Source organism: Curtobacterium sp. 320 (assembly GCF_031455235.1).
In the GTDB taxonomy this organism is placed as follows: domain Bacteria; phylum Actinomycetota; class Actinomycetes; order Actinomycetales; family Microbacteriaceae; genus Curtobacterium.
Window position 1 is genome coordinate 380,381 of record NZ_JAVDSI010000002.1, and the last position, 14,575, is coordinate 394,955.

The 14,575-nt window shown below is 70.3% G+C and carries 14 protein-coding genes; 10 read left to right on the top strand and 4 right to left on the bottom strand.

Annotated features, from left to right (window positions below; translation table 11 throughout):
* The first annotated feature begins 8 nt into the window (after nt 1–8).
* On the top strand, nt 9–1,457 hold the full coding sequence (locus J2X60_RS05175; protein WP_070417837.1) for a flotillin family protein: 1,449 nt from the start codon (nt 9–11) through the stop codon (nt 1,455–1,457).
* Nucleotides 1,458–1,490: 33 nt separating this feature from the next.
* Here the strand turns inward: J2X60_RS05175 and J2X60_RS05180 are convergent, their stop codons facing one another.
* Together J2X60_RS05180 and J2X60_RS05185 are read right to left on the bottom strand one after the other, a co-directional pair.
* Nucleotides 1,491–1,910: a hypothetical protein gene (locus J2X60_RS05180; protein WP_309777029.1), complete on the bottom strand. Its 420-nt coding sequence runs from the start codon at nt 1,908–1,910 to the stop codon at nt 1,491–1,493.
* Nucleotides 1,911–1,935: 25 nt separating this feature from the next.
* Nucleotides 1,936–2,916 (bottom strand): phosphotransferase, encoded by a 981-nt coding sequence (locus J2X60_RS05185; RefSeq protein ID WP_309886681.1) that lies wholly within the window; start codon nt 2,914–2,916, stop codon nt 1,936–1,938.
* Nucleotides 2,917–3,100: 184 nt separating this feature from the next.
* Here J2X60_RS05185 and J2X60_RS05190 point away from each other — a divergent pair, with 184 nt between their 5' ends.
* From J2X60_RS05190 to J2X60_RS05230, 9 genes are all read left to right on the top strand, one after another.
* Nucleotides 3,101–5,161 (top strand): MDR family MFS transporter, encoded by a 2,061-nt coding sequence (locus J2X60_RS05190; protein WP_309886682.1) that lies wholly within the window; start codon nt 3,101–3,103, stop codon nt 5,159–5,161.
* Nucleotides 5,162–5,220: 59 nt separating this feature from the next.
* Entirely contained in the window at nt 5,221–5,805 is a 585-nt protein-coding gene (locus J2X60_RS05195) for a TetR family transcriptional regulator (protein ID WP_309777025.1), read from the top strand.
* A gap of 264 nt (nt 5,806–6,069) precedes the next feature.
* A complete protein-coding gene (locus tag J2X60_RS05200; protein WP_309777024.1) occupies nt 6,070–7,404 on the top strand; it encodes an enolase C-terminal domain-like protein in 1,335 nt (444 codons plus the stop codon).
* A gap of 124 nt (nt 7,405–7,528) precedes the next feature.
* Complete coding sequence (locus J2X60_RS05205; RefSeq protein ID WP_254790869.1) at nt 7,529–8,767, top strand: sugar ABC transporter substrate-binding protein; 1,239 nt, start codon at nt 7,529–7,531, stop codon at nt 8,765–8,767.
* A 105-nt stretch (nt 8,768–8,872) separates the two neighbouring features.
* Nucleotides 8,873–9,841 carry a carbohydrate ABC transporter permease gene (locus J2X60_RS05210; protein WP_070417844.1) on the top strand — a complete coding sequence of 323 codons (969 nt, stop codon included), beginning with the start codon at nt 8,873–8,875 and terminating at the stop codon, nt 9,839–9,841.
* Nucleotides 9,834–10,754: a carbohydrate ABC transporter permease gene (locus J2X60_RS05215; protein WP_309886683.1), complete on the top strand. Its 921-nt coding sequence runs from the start codon at nt 9,834–9,836 to the stop codon at nt 10,752–10,754. The genes J2X60_RS05210 and J2X60_RS05215 overlap by 8 nt, the downstream gene beginning before the upstream one ends.
* Nucleotides 10,755–10,786: 32 nt before the next feature.
* Complete coding sequence (locus J2X60_RS05220; RefSeq protein WP_309886684.1) at nt 10,787–12,112, top strand: alpha-L-fucosidase; 1,326 nt, start codon at nt 10,787–10,789, stop codon at nt 12,110–12,112.
* On the top strand, nt 12,112–12,438 hold the full coding sequence (locus J2X60_RS05225; RefSeq protein WP_309886685.1) for an L-rhamnose mutarotase: 327 nt from the start codon (nt 12,112–12,114) through the stop codon (nt 12,436–12,438). The genes J2X60_RS05220 and J2X60_RS05225 overlap by 1 nt, the downstream gene beginning before the upstream one ends.
* Nucleotides 12,435–13,391 (top strand): aldo/keto reductase, encoded by a 957-nt coding sequence (locus J2X60_RS05230; protein ID WP_309886686.1) that lies wholly within the window; start codon nt 12,435–12,437, stop codon nt 13,389–13,391. The genes J2X60_RS05225 and J2X60_RS05230 overlap by 4 nt, the downstream gene beginning before the upstream one ends.
* Nucleotides 13,392–13,532: 141 nt before the next feature.
* Here J2X60_RS05230 and J2X60_RS05235 read toward each other — a convergent pair whose 3' ends face one another.
* Complete coding sequence (locus J2X60_RS05235; protein ID WP_309886687.1) at nt 13,533–13,811, bottom strand: GlsB/YeaQ/YmgE family stress response membrane protein; 279 nt, start codon at nt 13,809–13,811, stop codon at nt 13,533–13,535.
* A 96-nt stretch (nt 13,812–13,907) separates the two neighbouring features.
* Nucleotides 13,908–14,543: a FadR/GntR family transcriptional regulator gene (locus J2X60_RS05240; RefSeq protein WP_070419373.1), complete on the bottom strand. Its 636-nt coding sequence runs from the start codon at nt 14,541–14,543 to the stop codon at nt 13,908–13,910.
* Between the last annotated feature and the right edge of the window lie 32 nt (nt 14,544–14,575).

A 14,575-nucleotide genomic window follows, 5' to 3' on the forward strand; every position in this document is an offset into this window, starting at 1 on the left:
GGGGAGTCATGGAAGTCCTGTTCGCGCTCGGAGCCGTCCCGCTGATCGTCGTGGGGGTCGTCGTCCTGGCGGTCATCGTGCTGATCTACGCGAAGCTCGTCTACCGCAACGCCGGCGCCGACGAAGCGCTCATCATCACCGGCAAGCGCTCCCGCAAGGTGAAGAACCCCGACGGCACCGAGACGGTCGAGTCCGGGATCAAGGTCGTCCTCGGCGCCGGTGTCCTGGTCCGACCGTTCTTCGAGCGCGTCGCCAAGATCTCGCTGAGCTCGCGCGCGATCGACATCAACGTGAACGCGCAGGACTCCCGCGGCGTGACCATCGACGTCGAGGCCGTGGCGCTCGTCAAGGTGGGCGAGGCCGACGCGTCGATCCGGGCCGCCGCGCAGCGGTTCCTCGGCCAGGAGAAGAAGATCGACGACTTCGCGCGCGAGGTCCTGTCCGGTTCCCTCCGTGCCTCGATCGGTGCGACCGACGTGTCGACCATCATCCGCAACCGCGACCAGCTCACCGTCGCCGTGCTCGACGTCGCGAAGGACGCCCTGCACAGCCAGGGACTCGACGTCGACTCGTTCGAGATCAAGGGCATCTCGGACCGCAACGACTACATCAGCGACCTCGGACGTGCCGAGCGCGCGCGGGTCCGGCTCGAGGCCGAGAACGCCGAGGCCCAGGCCGACCGCGAAGCGCGTGAGGCCCGTGCCACGGCCGACCAGGCCATCGCCGAGGCGGAGAACACCCTCGCGATCCGTCGGGCCGCGCTGCAGCTCGACGCCGACCGTGCCTCCGCCGAAGCCGCCGCCGCCGGCCCGCTCGCCCAGGCCCGCGCGGCGCAGGGCGTCGTCGAGCAGGAGCAGCTGACCGCGCAGAAGCGTGCCGAACTCCGCCGTGCCGAGCTCGAGTCCGAGGTCTCCGCGGTGGCCGAGGCACAGGCGCGCAAGACCCGCGTCGAGGCCGAGGCGGCTGCCGCTGCCCAGGTCGAGACCGCCCGTGCCCAGGCAGAGGCCCGACGCATCTCGGCCGAGGCGATCGCCGCCGAGGCCCAGGCCGAGTCCGAGGCGCGCAAGCTCGCGGCCGACGCGTCCCGCGCCGAGGGGGAGGCCGCCGCCGACGCCATCCGCGCCAAGGGCCAGGCCGAGGCCGACGCCACCAAGGCGCAGGCGGACGCGCTCGCCCAGCACTCCGAGGCGGTCCTCCGGGTGAAGGCGATCGAGACGCTGCCGAGCATCGCCCGTGAGCTCGCGGCGCCGATGGGCAACATCGACAAGCTGACCGTGGTGTCCTCCGACGGTGCCGGAGCACTCTCGAAGAGCGTGGTCAGCCAGTTCAGCGAGGTCGACGCCCTGCTCGGGACGACGGCCGGCTTCACGCTGAGCGACATCGTCAAGAGCACCACGACGGGGCAGGCCGCAGCCCGCGCCGTCGTTCGTGAGCAGGAGTCCGCGGCGGCCGAGTAGCCGATCCGTCGTCCGGTGCGGGCGCGGCGGGGGTCAGTCCTCGTCGCGCCCGTCGTCGTCGCGGCGGTCGCGCTGCTGCCCGCCGGCGTCCTCGCGCTCACCGGAGCCGTCGTGTCCGTCCCGGCGCTGGTCCGCCAGACGCTGCTGCCAGACGACGCTGCGGGCGGCTCCCTCGAGGACGTCGTCGACGCTCCGGCCGGTCTGCGCGGCGAGGGCACCGCTGAGGCCCGCGGTGAGCGTGCCCCCGGCCGACGCCAGTCGTTCGACCACCTGCTCCTGCCGTTCGGTCAACGGTTCGTCGATCATCTCGTCGATGGTGTCGCGGATGTTCTGTTCGCTCGCGTCCAGGGCCGCCTCGTCGCCCGAGTGCAGTGCTGCTGCCTCGCCGACGACGACGAGTCCGAGCCGCGCAGCGTCGTCTTCCGGACGCTGGCCTTCGTGCTCGTCAGTCATGTGCGGGACGGTACGCTCGACCGGGTCACGCTTCCTGGACAGCGGGGTACGTGGGTTCTTCCCCCGGCGGCAGTCCTCCCCACCGTCGCAGCAGCCACTCGGCGGCCGCCAGCCCCTCGCGTCGTTGGAAGTCCCGGAGCGTCGGCATGTGCGGGATCGCCGGGCGGGACGCCTTCTCGAAGAACGTCCCGGCGAGCCCGGCGAGGACCGCGTCCACGCTCGACGCCGGCACCCCCGCGAACACCCGGTGGTTGGCGAGGTGGTGCTCGACGTCGGCGTCCTCGCCGCGCACCAGCACGTCGAGCAGGTAGGTGAGCGGGTCGAGCCAGTGCGCGCCGACGGCCGCCCACGGCCAGTCGATGACCCAGACGACACCGTCCGCGTCGACGAGCAGGTTGTCGGCGCGGCAGTCGACGTGCGCCAGGGATCCTCCGTCGACGGCCGCCGCGGCGTCGCGTGCCGCCCGCGCCATCGCAGGGGCAGCGGCGACCACGTGCGCCGGGACGACGTCGGGGAAGCCTGAAGCGGCCATCCGGTCCCAGGCGCCGAAGTCCTCGACGAGGTCGTCCGCGACGCGCGGGAGCTGTGCGAGCGTCCCGGTGGCGGTCGGCAGCGTGTCGAGTGCGTCGAGCACGGCGGTGACGTCAGACCCGTCGCCCGCCGTGCCGGGGTGGTGTCCGGCCACGTCCTCGATGACGAGGGCGATCCAGTCGTCGCCGTCGACGGTCTCGCGCACGGTGTCGATCAGCCGAGGCGCCTGCACCGAACCGGGCAGGTGGCCCATGACCTCGGCCTCACGCTCGTGCATCCCGAAGCCGTCCGGGTTCCGCGACCGCGAGAGCGTCTTCACGAACGCTCGTCGACCGTCCGCGGTGACCACCCGGTCGGCGCCACCGGGGGAGTACCCACCCGCCTGTGACTCGGCCCGCGCCACCGCACCCCCGAGCACCGTCTCGATGCGCTCCCGCAGGACTGCCGGCACATCGGTCCACGTCGTCCGCCCCATGCGGCCCACGGTACCTGAGGAGGCGTTCACGAACATGCACAACGGGAAAGATTGCGGAGGTAGCAAAGGTGCTCATGGTGTAAAGTTGCAGCGTCTGCAAGGTTGACCCGCCGTCATCGGCCCGCCACGACGCCCCGGCGTCCCTCGCGACCACGACCACCACACGCACCCCTGAAGGACCCCCATGTCTACTGCCACCGCACCCGTCGAGGTGTCGCGCGGACGACAGAGCTCCCCGGCCGGCCAGCCGGGGAAGCCGATCATGTCGCACCGCCAGATCCTCCTCGTCATCTACGGCCTCATGGCCGGCATGTTCCTCTCGTCGCTCGACCAGACGATCGTCGGCACGGCCATCCGCACCATCGGCGACGACCTGCACGGTCTCGACCAGCAGGCCTGGGTCACCACGGCCTACCTGATCGCGTCGACGATCACCACGCCGATCTACGGCAAGCTCTCCGACGTCTTCGGCCGTCGTCCCCTCTACATCTTCGGCATCGCGGTCTTCATCATCGGCTCGCTGCTCTCGACCATGTCGACGTCGATGATCATGCTCGCCGCGTTCCGTGCCTTCCAGGGCATCGGTGCCGGTGCGCTGATGTCCCTGCCGCTCGCGATCATGGGCGACATCCTCGCTCCCCGCGAACGTGCCAAGTACCAGGGCTACTTCCTCGCCGTCTTCGGCATCTCCTCGGTGATCGGTCCGCTCATCGGCGGGCTCTTCTCCGGCGCGTCGACCATCCTCGGCGTCACCGGCTGGCGCTGGGTCTTCCTGATCAACGTCCCGATCGGCATCGCGGCGCTCCTCATGGTCATCGCGTTCCTGCACCTGCCGAAGTTCGGCGACGCCAAGGCGAAGCCGCGCATCGACTGGTGGGGCGCGACCTCGGTCATCGTGACCCTCGTCCCGCTCCTGCTCGTGGCCGAACAGGGCCGCACCTGGGGCTGGGGCTCGGCCGCCGCGATCGCCTGCTACGTGATCGGTGCCCTCGGCCTGGTCGCCTTCCTCGTCATCGAGACGCTCATGAAGGACGACGCGATCATCCCGCTGAAGCTCTTCCGCTCGGGCGTCTTCTCGATGGCCACGATCCTCGGCTTCCTCGTGGGCTTCGCGATGTTCGGTGCCATGCTGACCATCCCGCTGTACCTGCAGATCGTCACGGGTCTCACCCCGACCGAGTCGGGCTTCGCGACCCTGCCGATGATCGGTGGGCTCATGATCGCGTCGATCGCCTCCGGCCAGATCGTCGCCCGCACCGGCAAGTACCGGATCTTCCCGGTGATCGGCACCGCGCTCGTCTCGCTCGGCTACGTCGTCCTGACGTTCATGACCATCGACAAGCCGCTCTGGTTCCTGATGATCGGCATGTTCCTCATCGGGCTCGGCCTCGGTCAGCTCATGCAGAGCATCACCCTCGCCTCGCAGAACTCCGTGCAGCCGCGTGACATGGGCGTGGCGACCAGCTCGGCGACGTTCTTCCGCCAGATCGGTGGAACGCTGGGCACCGCGGTGCTCCTGAGCGTCCTGTTCTCGATCATGCCGGCGAACATCCTGCACGCCACGGCCGACCAGAAGAACCTGACCGGTGCACTCGACGCCGCGCTCAACCCGACGGTCGCCAGCGCCGAGGCGAACCAGGGCGTCATGGACCAGATCTGGAACCCGATCGTCACCCCGATCAAGCAGCAGGTCCAGTCCGGGCTCGACCAAGCCACCGCGCAGGTGACCCAGGCCACGGCCGGCGCCCCCGAGGCCGTGCAGCAGCAGGCGCTCACCGCCGCCGCCGACAAGGCGCACGCGTCCGTGCAGGACGGCAAGCTCGTCGTCGACTGGTCCGACTCGGCCCAGCGCACGTACTGGGTGGACGACCTCGTACCGGCGCTGTCGAAGCAGATCGACAAGGGCACGAGCGACAAGGGCGCGTCGAGCAGCGAGACGAGCGACACGTCCTACCTGAACGGTGCAGACGCCGCGCTCACCAGACCGTTCATGACCGGGTTCAACTCGTCGGCCGTCACGGTCTACTGGGTCGGCTTCGCGGTCATCCTGCTCGCCTTCGTCCTGAGCTGGTTCTTCAAGGCGCCGCCGCTCCGCAAGAGCTCGGCCCTGCAGGAGCAGGCGGACAACGAGGGCACGGCTGACGACCTCGAGGTCCAGGCGGTCAAGGCCGCCGACACCATGGGCTCGCCGACCGCTCCCGTCACCGGTTCGATCCCCGTCCAGCGGGGCGCGTCGGACCGCTAGGCCGCACGGGGCCTCCCGCCACCGCGGGAGGCCCCGTCGTCCGTCCGAGGAGCCACCACGTGACCACCACCGAAGCCCCCGCCCCCGGCGACAGCGGCCTGCGGGAGCGCAAGAAGCAGCAGACCCGGGCCGCCATCCACCGGTCCGCGCTCGAGCTCGTCACCGATCGCGGGCTCGCCGGCGTCACGGTCGAGGAGATCTGCGCCGCCGCCGGCGTCTCGCCCCGCACGTTCTTCAACTACTTCCCGTCCAAGGGCAACGCCGCCCTCGGCCTCCCCGCGACCACCGTCCCGGACCCTGCCCGCGCGACCTTCCTCGCCGGTGCAGGCACGCTCGTGTCCGACCTCTGCGATCTCGTCGCGCAGACCGTGACCCTGCCCGAGGACCGCCGCCGGATGAAGTCGCTCGTGCAGGCGCGGTCCGAGATGGTCCCGACGATGCTGCAGTGGATGGCCGAGGCCCGGTCGGCGATCGTCGAGGTCGCCGCCGCACGCACCGACGCCGAGGCGGCGCGGACCGCCGTCACGCTCGTCATGGCCGCCGTCATCGAGGTCGCGCACCGGTTCTCGGTCGCGTCCCGCGACGAGCTCGCGGACCGGCTCCGCGGCGTGGTCGCGGAGATGGGGCGGCTCGCCGCCGTCTGAGCAGCGCGACCACGTCCAGGAGGTGGGCCCCACCGGCCGGTTCCGGCGCGACGCGCCAGCGGCGTGGCGGCCGTGACAGGAGGCGCGGTGCGGGTCCGAACCGCACCGCGCCTCCTGTCTGTCTCCTTGCCGTCGCGTGCTGTCGTCCGATCAATCACTGCGCATCGTGGCTGAAACATCTAGAAATCGGACCTTGACAGCAGAGACATCGGATGTTTCGATGAGTCCGTTCGGTCGACGGAGACCGAACGGGTAGGAGACACGATGAGCCGCATCACCGGTCTGCGCGTCCGCGACGTCCGGTTCCCGACCTCCCGGGACCACGACGGATCCGACGCCATGAACCCGGCGCCCGACTACTCCGCCGCCTACGTCGAGATCGCGACCGACGCCCTGGACGGGCACGTCGGCACCGCCTTCGTCTTCACGATCGGCCGCGGCAACGAGGTGCAGGAAGCAGCGATCGCCGCCCTCCGCGAGCACGTCGTCGGCGCGGACGCCGAGTCGGTCCTCGCGGACATGGGCGGGACGTGGCGCACGCTCGTCCACGACTCGCAGCTCCGGTGGCTCGGGCCCGAGAAGGGCGTGATGCACATGGCGATCGGCGCCGTGGTGAACGCCCTCTGGGACCTCCGGGCGAAGCGTGCCGGGCAGCCGCTCTGGGCGCTGCTCGCCGATCTCAGCCCGGACGAGCTCGTCGACCTGGTGGACTTCCGGTACCTCTCCGACGCCATCACCCCGGCCGACGCACGGGAGCTGTTCGAGGCCGCCGTGCCGCTCCGTGCCGAGCGCCGACGCCGCCTCGAGCACGAGGGCTACCCGGCGTACACCACCACGCCCGGCTGGCTCGGCTACGACGACGAGAAGCTCGCCCGCCTCTGCCGCGAGGCCGTCGACGAGGGCTTCACCCAGATCAAGCTCAAGGTCGGCGGGGACATCGACGAGGACGTCCGACGGCTCGGGATCGCCCGCGCCACGGTCGGTCCGGACATCCGGATCGCGATCGACGCCAACCAGCGCTGGGACGTCGACGAGGCGGTCACGTGGATCGAGCGGCTCCGCCCGTTCGACATCGCGTGGGTCGAGGAACCCACGAGCCCCGACGACGTCCTCGGACACGCCGAGATCGCCCGCCGCATCGCACCGATCCCGGTGGCGACGGGGGAGCACATGGCGAACCGCGTGATCGCGAAGCAGCTCATCCAGGCGGACGCGATGTCGGTGCTCCAGATCGACGCCACGCGGGTCGCCGGGGTCAACGAGAACCTCGCGATCCTGCTCCTCGCCGCCAAGTACGGCGTCCGCGTCTGCCCGCACGCCGGCGGGGTCGGTCTGTGCGAGGCGGTGCAGCACCTCTCGATGTTCGACGCCGTCGCGCTCACCGGAGACCTCGACACCCGCTGCATCGAGTTCGTCGACCACTTGCACGAGCACTTCGTGACACCGGTCGACGTGCACGACGGCCGCTACTGGCCGCCCACCGCTCCCGGCGCGGGCACCGAGATGCACGCCGCCACGCTCGAGGACCACGCGTTCCCCGACGGCCCGGTCTGGGCCGCCGTCGACGCGAGCGTCCCGGACGCCGTCCGCGTCGCATGACGTACATCGACCCCGTCCGCGTCGCCTGACGCACCCCGATCGCGACGTCCGACGCCCCTGACCCGCACCACGTCCCTCCAGTACCGACCCTCACCCTGATCACCACGACGAAGTGGAGACTCCGATGCACCGACGCCGAATCGTCGCGGGGCTGGCGGCAGCCGCCGCCACCGCGCTCGTCCTCGCTGGTTGTTCCTCCGGCAGCAGTGCCGGCGGCAGCCAGTCCAAGGACGCCATGACCTGGTCCATGTGGATCGCCGGGAAGGAGGACAAGGCCGCCTGGCAGAAGGTCGCCGACACCGTGAAGAGCGAGGACGGCATCACCCTGACGATCCAGGGCGCCCCGTTCGAGAACTACTTCACGAAGCTCAGCACGCAGCTCAGCGCCGGCAGCGCCCAGTGCATCGTGAGCATGCAGTCGCTCCGCGCGGCGAACTACACGTCATCGCTCCTGTCGCTCGACGACCTCGCGAAGAAAGACGGGCTCGACCTGTCGGCGTACGACAGCACGGCGCTCGACGGCATGAAGGTCGACGGCAAGCTCTACGGTCTGCCGTACGACACCGGGCCCATCCTGATGTTCTACAACAAGGACCTCTTCAAGCAGGCCGGCGTGGCGGACCCCGAGCCCGGGTGGACCACCGACGACTTCGAGCAGGCCGGCGAGGCGCTCAAGGCGAAGGGCATCACCGAGTTCGGCTCGACCGTGGGCGACCTCAACCTCGAGTCGATGATCTACGGCTACAACGGCGGCCGGGTGATCACGAAGGCCGGCAAGATCGACGCCACCGACACGAAGTTCGCGGACGGCTTGGACTGGCTCGCGAGCCTGGTGAAGAAGGGCTACGCGACCCAGGCGTCGTCCGACGCGTCGACCCCCGGCAACGACTTCGCCGCCGGCAAGGTCGCGATGTACACGGACGGTCCGTGGTCGCTGATCAGCCAGAAGGCCAAGGTGAAGTTCGACCTCGGCGTCACGACGCTGCCGGCCGGGACCTCGGGCCCGTCGACCTTCGCCGCCGGTTCCGGCTTCGGCGTCTCGAAGCAGTGCAAGTACCCGGAGCAGGCGTTCAAGGCCGTCCAGACGATGACCAGCGAGAAGGTCCTGACGTCCCTCGCCGAGCAGGGGCGTGCCTTCCCGGCCCGCACCGCGGCGCAGGACGCGTGGTACTCCAGCGCCGGCATCGACGGGGCCGAGACCGCGCTCAAGGCGGCCCTCGCCAAGTCCTCGCCGCTCCCGGGCAACAAGCAGAGCGACCAGCTGGGCCAGCTCTTCACGCAGTACGCGCTCCAGGCGGTCAACGGACAGACGTCCGGCAAGGACACGATGTCCTCGATCGCCGGCCAGCTCGGCACGCAGTGACCGACGCGACCGACTGACGGACTGGAGGCGCGGGTCGACCCCGCCCCGCGCCTCCAGTCCGCCACCCCGACAGCAAGCACCCGCGAACGACGAGGAGGTCGTCGCATGACCACCATCCAGGATCCACCGGCGGTCCCCGCCGTCGCGACCGCGGTCGCGACGGGCACCGCGACGCCCCGGCCCAAGGGCGGTGACGCCGACGGCGTCGTCGGTCGGCGCTCGTGGTGGGGCGCCGCCTTCGCCGCGCCGCACTCGATCGGGCTGGTCGTCTTCACGGCGTTCCCGATCATCGCCTCCCTCGTCGTCAGCTTCATGAACTGGCCGATGCTCGGCGAGCGCAGCTTCGCCGGCATCGAGAACTACGCCAGGCTCTTCGCCGACCCGGTGTTCCGGACGGTGACGCTCAACACGGCCCTGTTCGTGGTGCTGTACGTGCCGCTCAACCTCGTCGTGTCGCTCGGGCTCGCCGCCTGGCTCACGCCGCGGATCGCCGGTCGACACGTCTTCCGCGTGCTGTTCTTCATCCCGACCATCACGCCGATCGTCGCGAACGTCGTGGTCTGGCGGATGCTCTACCAGCCGGGCGGCGCGATCGACGCCTCCCTGCAGTCGACGGTCGGCGTGCACGCGCCGAACTTCCTCGCCGACGAGCACTGGGCGATGCTGGCCATCGTCGCCATGAGCGTCTGGCAGGGCTTCGGGTACAACATGCTCATCTTCTCGGCGGCCCTCGACGCCGTGCCCGAGAACCAGATCGAGGCGTCGCAGCTCGACGGCGCGAACGCGTGGCAGACGTTCTGGGCGATCAAGTTCCCGCTCATCTCGCCGTCGGTGTTCTTCGCCACGATGATGACGCTGATCACCTCGTTCCAGGTGTTCGTGCAGCCGTTCGTCCTCACCAAGGGCGGACCGGGCACGGCGACGGAGACCCTCGTGCAGTACATCTACAACACGGGCTTCCAGAACCAGCAGCTCGGGCTGGCTTCTGCCGGTGCCTGGGTGCTGTTCGTCATCATCCTCGGGATCACGGCCGTCCAGTTCCTCGGGCAGAAGCGGTGGGTGCACTATGAGTGAGCTGACCAAGCCCCGCACGAGCGGGTTCACGACGTCGAACCGCACGGTCAACCCGCGGTCCGTGCCCCGGACCGCCTCGGCACCCCGGCCCGGACGGCTCCGGCACGCGATCGGCTACGCGCTCCTCTGCCTCGTCGCGCTGCTCTTCGTCTCGCCGCTCATCTACATGGTGGCGACGAGCCTCAAGCCGGCGGACCAGGTGTTCACCACGCCGCCGACGCTCTGGGGACGCTCGCTCGAGTGGGACAACTACGTCCAGGCGTTCACCTACCTGCCGTTCGCCCGATTCATCCTGAACGGGATCTTCGTGGCGGCTGCCGGCACCGTGATCAACGTCGTCGTGGCCGTGCTCTCCGGGTACGCGTTCTCGCGGCTGCGCTGGCGGGGACGGAACACCGTGTTCCTGCTCTTCCTCGTGACGCTGATGATCCCGCAGGACGTCCTCGTCATCCCGATGTACGTGATGATGCAGGGCTTCGGGTGGGTGGACACCTTCCAGGCGCTCATCGTCCCGTGGGCGTTCACGGCGCTCGGCGCGTTCCTCATCCGGCAGTTCTTCCTCACCGTGCCGCAGGAGCTCGACGACGCAGCACGCGTCGACGGCGCCGGCGCCGTCCGGACCTTCGTCTCGGTGATGCTGCCGCTCGCCCGGCCGACGATGGCTGTGCTCGCGGTCTTCTCGTTCATCTCCTACTGGAACTCGTTCCTCTGGCCGCTCGTCGTGGTCAACGACGTCGAGGCCCACGGCACGATCCCGCTCGGCCTGCAGCAGTTCTTCGGGCAGCAGGGGTCCGAGTGGAACCTCGTGATGGCGGCCTCGGTGATCTCGATGCTCCCCACCGTGATCCTCCTCGTCCTGCTGCAGAAGCACCTCGTCAAGGGCATCGTCACCAGCGGCCTCGGCGGCCGGTGACGTGCTGTACTCCTGAAAGGAACACTGGCCACATGACCATCACCGCACCTGCAGAGCCGCAGACCGCGACCGACCCCTCCGGGCTGCCCGCGTGGTTCACCCACGACCGGTTCGGCATGTTCATCCACTGGGGGCTCTACGCCCTGCCGGCACGGCACGAGTGGGTGAAGAACCGCGAGCGGATCACCGACGCCGACTACCAGAAGTACTTCGACCACTTCGACCCGGACCTGTTCGACGCCGCCGACTGGGCGCGACGAGCACGTGAGGCGGGCATGAAGTACGTCGTCCTCACCACGAAGCACCACGAGGGCTTCGCACTCTGGGACAGCGCACTGACCGACTACAAGTCCACGAACACCCCGTTCGGCCGCGACATCGTGCGCGAGTTCGTCGACGCCGTCCGCGCCGAGGGACTGCGGGTCGGGTTCTACCACTCGCTCATCGACTGGCACCACCCGGACTTCACGATCGACGGCGTGCACCCGAGGCGGGACGATGGCGACGAGGCGATCGCCGCGCTGAACGAGGGCCGGGACATGGCGCGCTACCGGGACTACCTGCACGGGCAGGTGACGGAGCTGTTGTCCGACTACGGGCGGATCGACTACCTGTTCTACGACTTCTCGTACCGCGACAACGACCACGAGGACATCTGGGGCGGCAAGGGCCGCGACGACTGGGGGTCCGAGGAGCTGTTGGCGCTGACCAAGCGGCTCCAGCCCGGCATCATCGTCAACGACCGGCTCGACCTGCCCGGGGACATCGTCACGCCGGAGCAGTACCAGCCGGACAAGCCGATGGAGGTCGACGGCGTGCAGGTGCCGTGGGAGGCCTGCCAGACCCTCAACGGCTCGTGGGGGTACGACCGCGACAACCTGAACGTCAAGAGCACCGACCTGCTCGTGCGCATGCTCGTCGACGGGGTCTCGAACAACGGGAACATGCTCCTCAACGTCGGGCCGACCGGTCGTGGCGAGTTCGACAGGGTCGCCCGGACGGCGCTCGCCGGGATCGGTACGTGGATGCACCAGCACGCGCGGTCGGTGTACGGCGCCGGACCGTCGTCGTTCCGGGCGCCGGCGGGCACCGTCTACACGCAGAACGGGAACCGGCTGTACCTGCACCTCTTCACGTGGCCGTTCGAGCACGTGCACCTCGCCGACCTCGCCGGCCGGGTCGAGTACGCCCAGCTCCTGAACGACGCGTCGGAGATCCACTACCGCGAGATCGCGCCCGGCACCCGGGCGCAGAACACCGGGCTCGGCGGGCAGCCCGCGGGGACGCTGACGCTCACCCTGCCGATCGTCCGGCCGGACGTGGCGGTGCCCGTGGTCGAGCTCTTCCTGCGCGACTGATGCAGCGCATCCTGACGAGGACCCGGCTGCGGGCGGGGAGCGAGGCGGCGTACGAACGCGTGCACGCCTCGGTCCCGCCCGCGCTGGCGGCACGGCTCCGCGCGGCCGGCGTGCAGGACTGGACGATCTGGCGGGACGGGCAGGACCTCGTGCACCTCGTCGAGGTCGACGACTACCGGGTGATGCGGAGGGCGCTCGCCGACGACCCCGTGAACGCCGACTGGCAGGCCGTGGTGAACCCGCTGCTCGAGGCGGACGACGACTACTCCGGCGACGACGACGGCATCCCCCGGGTGTGGTCGCTCGCGGACCAGGTGGACGCGTGACGGCCCCGGACCTCGACCGCGGACCGTTCTGGTTCGGTGGTGCGGGGATCGGCAACCTGCTGCGCGAGGTGTCCGACGACGAGGCGCGGGCCACGGTCGACGCCGCGTGGGAGGCCGGGGTCCGTGGCTTCGACACTGCGCCGCACTACGGGCTCGGGCTGTCCGAGCGGCGGCTCGGAGCGGCACTCGCCGAACGGCCGCGGTCCGACTACCTGGTGTCGACGAAGGTCGGACGCCTGCTCGTACCCGGGCGAGGCGACGGGGACGACCTGGACTCCGGCGGGTTCGCGGTGCCGGACGACCTGGTCCGGCAGTGGGACCCCTCGCCGTCGGGCGTGCGGCGGTCCCTCGACGAGTCCCTCGGGCGGCTCGGGCTCGACCACGTGGACATCGCCTACCTGCACGACCCGGACGTGTACTCACTGCGGGACGGGTTGACGCAGGCGCTGCCGACGCTCGTCGAGCTCCGGGACGAGGGGGTCGTCCGAGCGGTGGGCGTCGGGTCGAACTCTGTCGAGGCCCTCGAGGCAGCGGTCTCCACCGGCATGTGCGACGTGGTCATGCTCGCCGGGCGGTACACGCTGCTCGAGCAGCCGGCGGCGTCGCTGGTCGCACGGTGCGAGGACCTCGGGGTCGCCGTGGTCGCGGTCGGCGTCTACAACTCGGGGCTGCTCGGCCGGGACCGGCCGGACGCCTCGGCGACGTACGACTACGCGGTGGCGCCGGCGTCGCTCGTCGAACGGGCGAACGCGATCGCCGACGTGTGCGAGCGGCACGGTGTCACGCTGCCGGAGGCCGCGCTCGCGTTCCCGCGCCGTGCGGCTGCCGTCCGGGCGATCGCCCTCGGTGCGCAGTCGGCGGAGCAGGTGCGCTCGAACGTCGCTCGAGCGGCAGCGAGGGTACCCGAGGCGCTCTGGGACGACCTGCGCGCGGCGGGCCTGCTCGCCGCCTGACGCGGGCGCCCCGCCGCGCGGCGGCCCGCGCCGATCGCCGGCGCCGATCGCGTGCGCACAACGAAAGTCACCCCGAGCCACGCGGATGCGCGGTTCGGGGTGACTTCGGTTGTGCGCCGGGTCGTGCCCGGCCACGTCCGACTAGCGGGTGCGGGCGCTCCGGCCGGCGAACCGCGTGTAGATGAACAGCACGATGACGGCGCCGATGACCGAGCCGATGATGCCGGCGGGCTGGAAGAAGCCGTCCATCGGGTCGTGCTGGAAGATCAGGAACCCGAGGAACCCGCCCACGAACGACCCGATGATGCCGAGCAGGATGGTCATGGGGATCGAGATGTGCTGCTTGCCGGGGACGATGAGCCGCGCGAGGGCGCCGGCGATGAGTCCGATGATGATCAAGCTGATGATGAGACCGATCACGGTTTCCTCCTCGTGGGTGCGGTTGCCGCGGCATGGTTGCCGGAGTCAGGGCCGACAACCGACCCAACTCGCACCTGCCTGGGAGGACTGCCGGGTTCAGTCGAGCGAGCGCCGCAACCAGCGCTCCACACCCTCGACGTGCGCCACGACGAGCGCCTGCACGAGCTGGGGGTCGCGGCGACGGATGGCGTCCACGATCGCCGCGTGCTCGTCGAGCGTGCGCTGCACGGAGCCGTTCTGCGTCAGGCCGCGCCAGACCCGCACCCGGACGGTCTTGCTCGACAGGGCGTCGAGCAGGCCGGACAGGTACTGGTTGCCGCCGATGCCCGCGATCGTCGAGTGGAACTGCAGGTCGTGGGCGACGAGGTCCTCGACGCCGGTGTCCTCGCCGACGGACTGCATGAGCGCGTGCAGGTCGTCGATCTGCTGCTCCGAGGCGCGGGCGGTCGCGAGGACGGCGGACGCGGGCTCGAGGATCCGTCGGACCTCGAGCAGGTCCACGAGCGAGCGGTCGTGGTGCATGTCGACGACGAAGGAGACCGCCTCGAGCAGGACGGTCGGCTCGAGCGACGTCACGTAGGTGCCGTCGCCGCGCCGGACGTCGAGCACGCGGATGAGTTCGAGGGCCTTCACCGCTTCGCGGAGGCTGTTCCGCGACAGCCCGAGGGACTCGCTGAGCTCCTTCTCGGGCGGGAGGCGCTGCCCGGGTTGGAGCTCGCCGCTCACGATCATCTGCTGGATGCGTGCGATCGCATCGTCCGTCA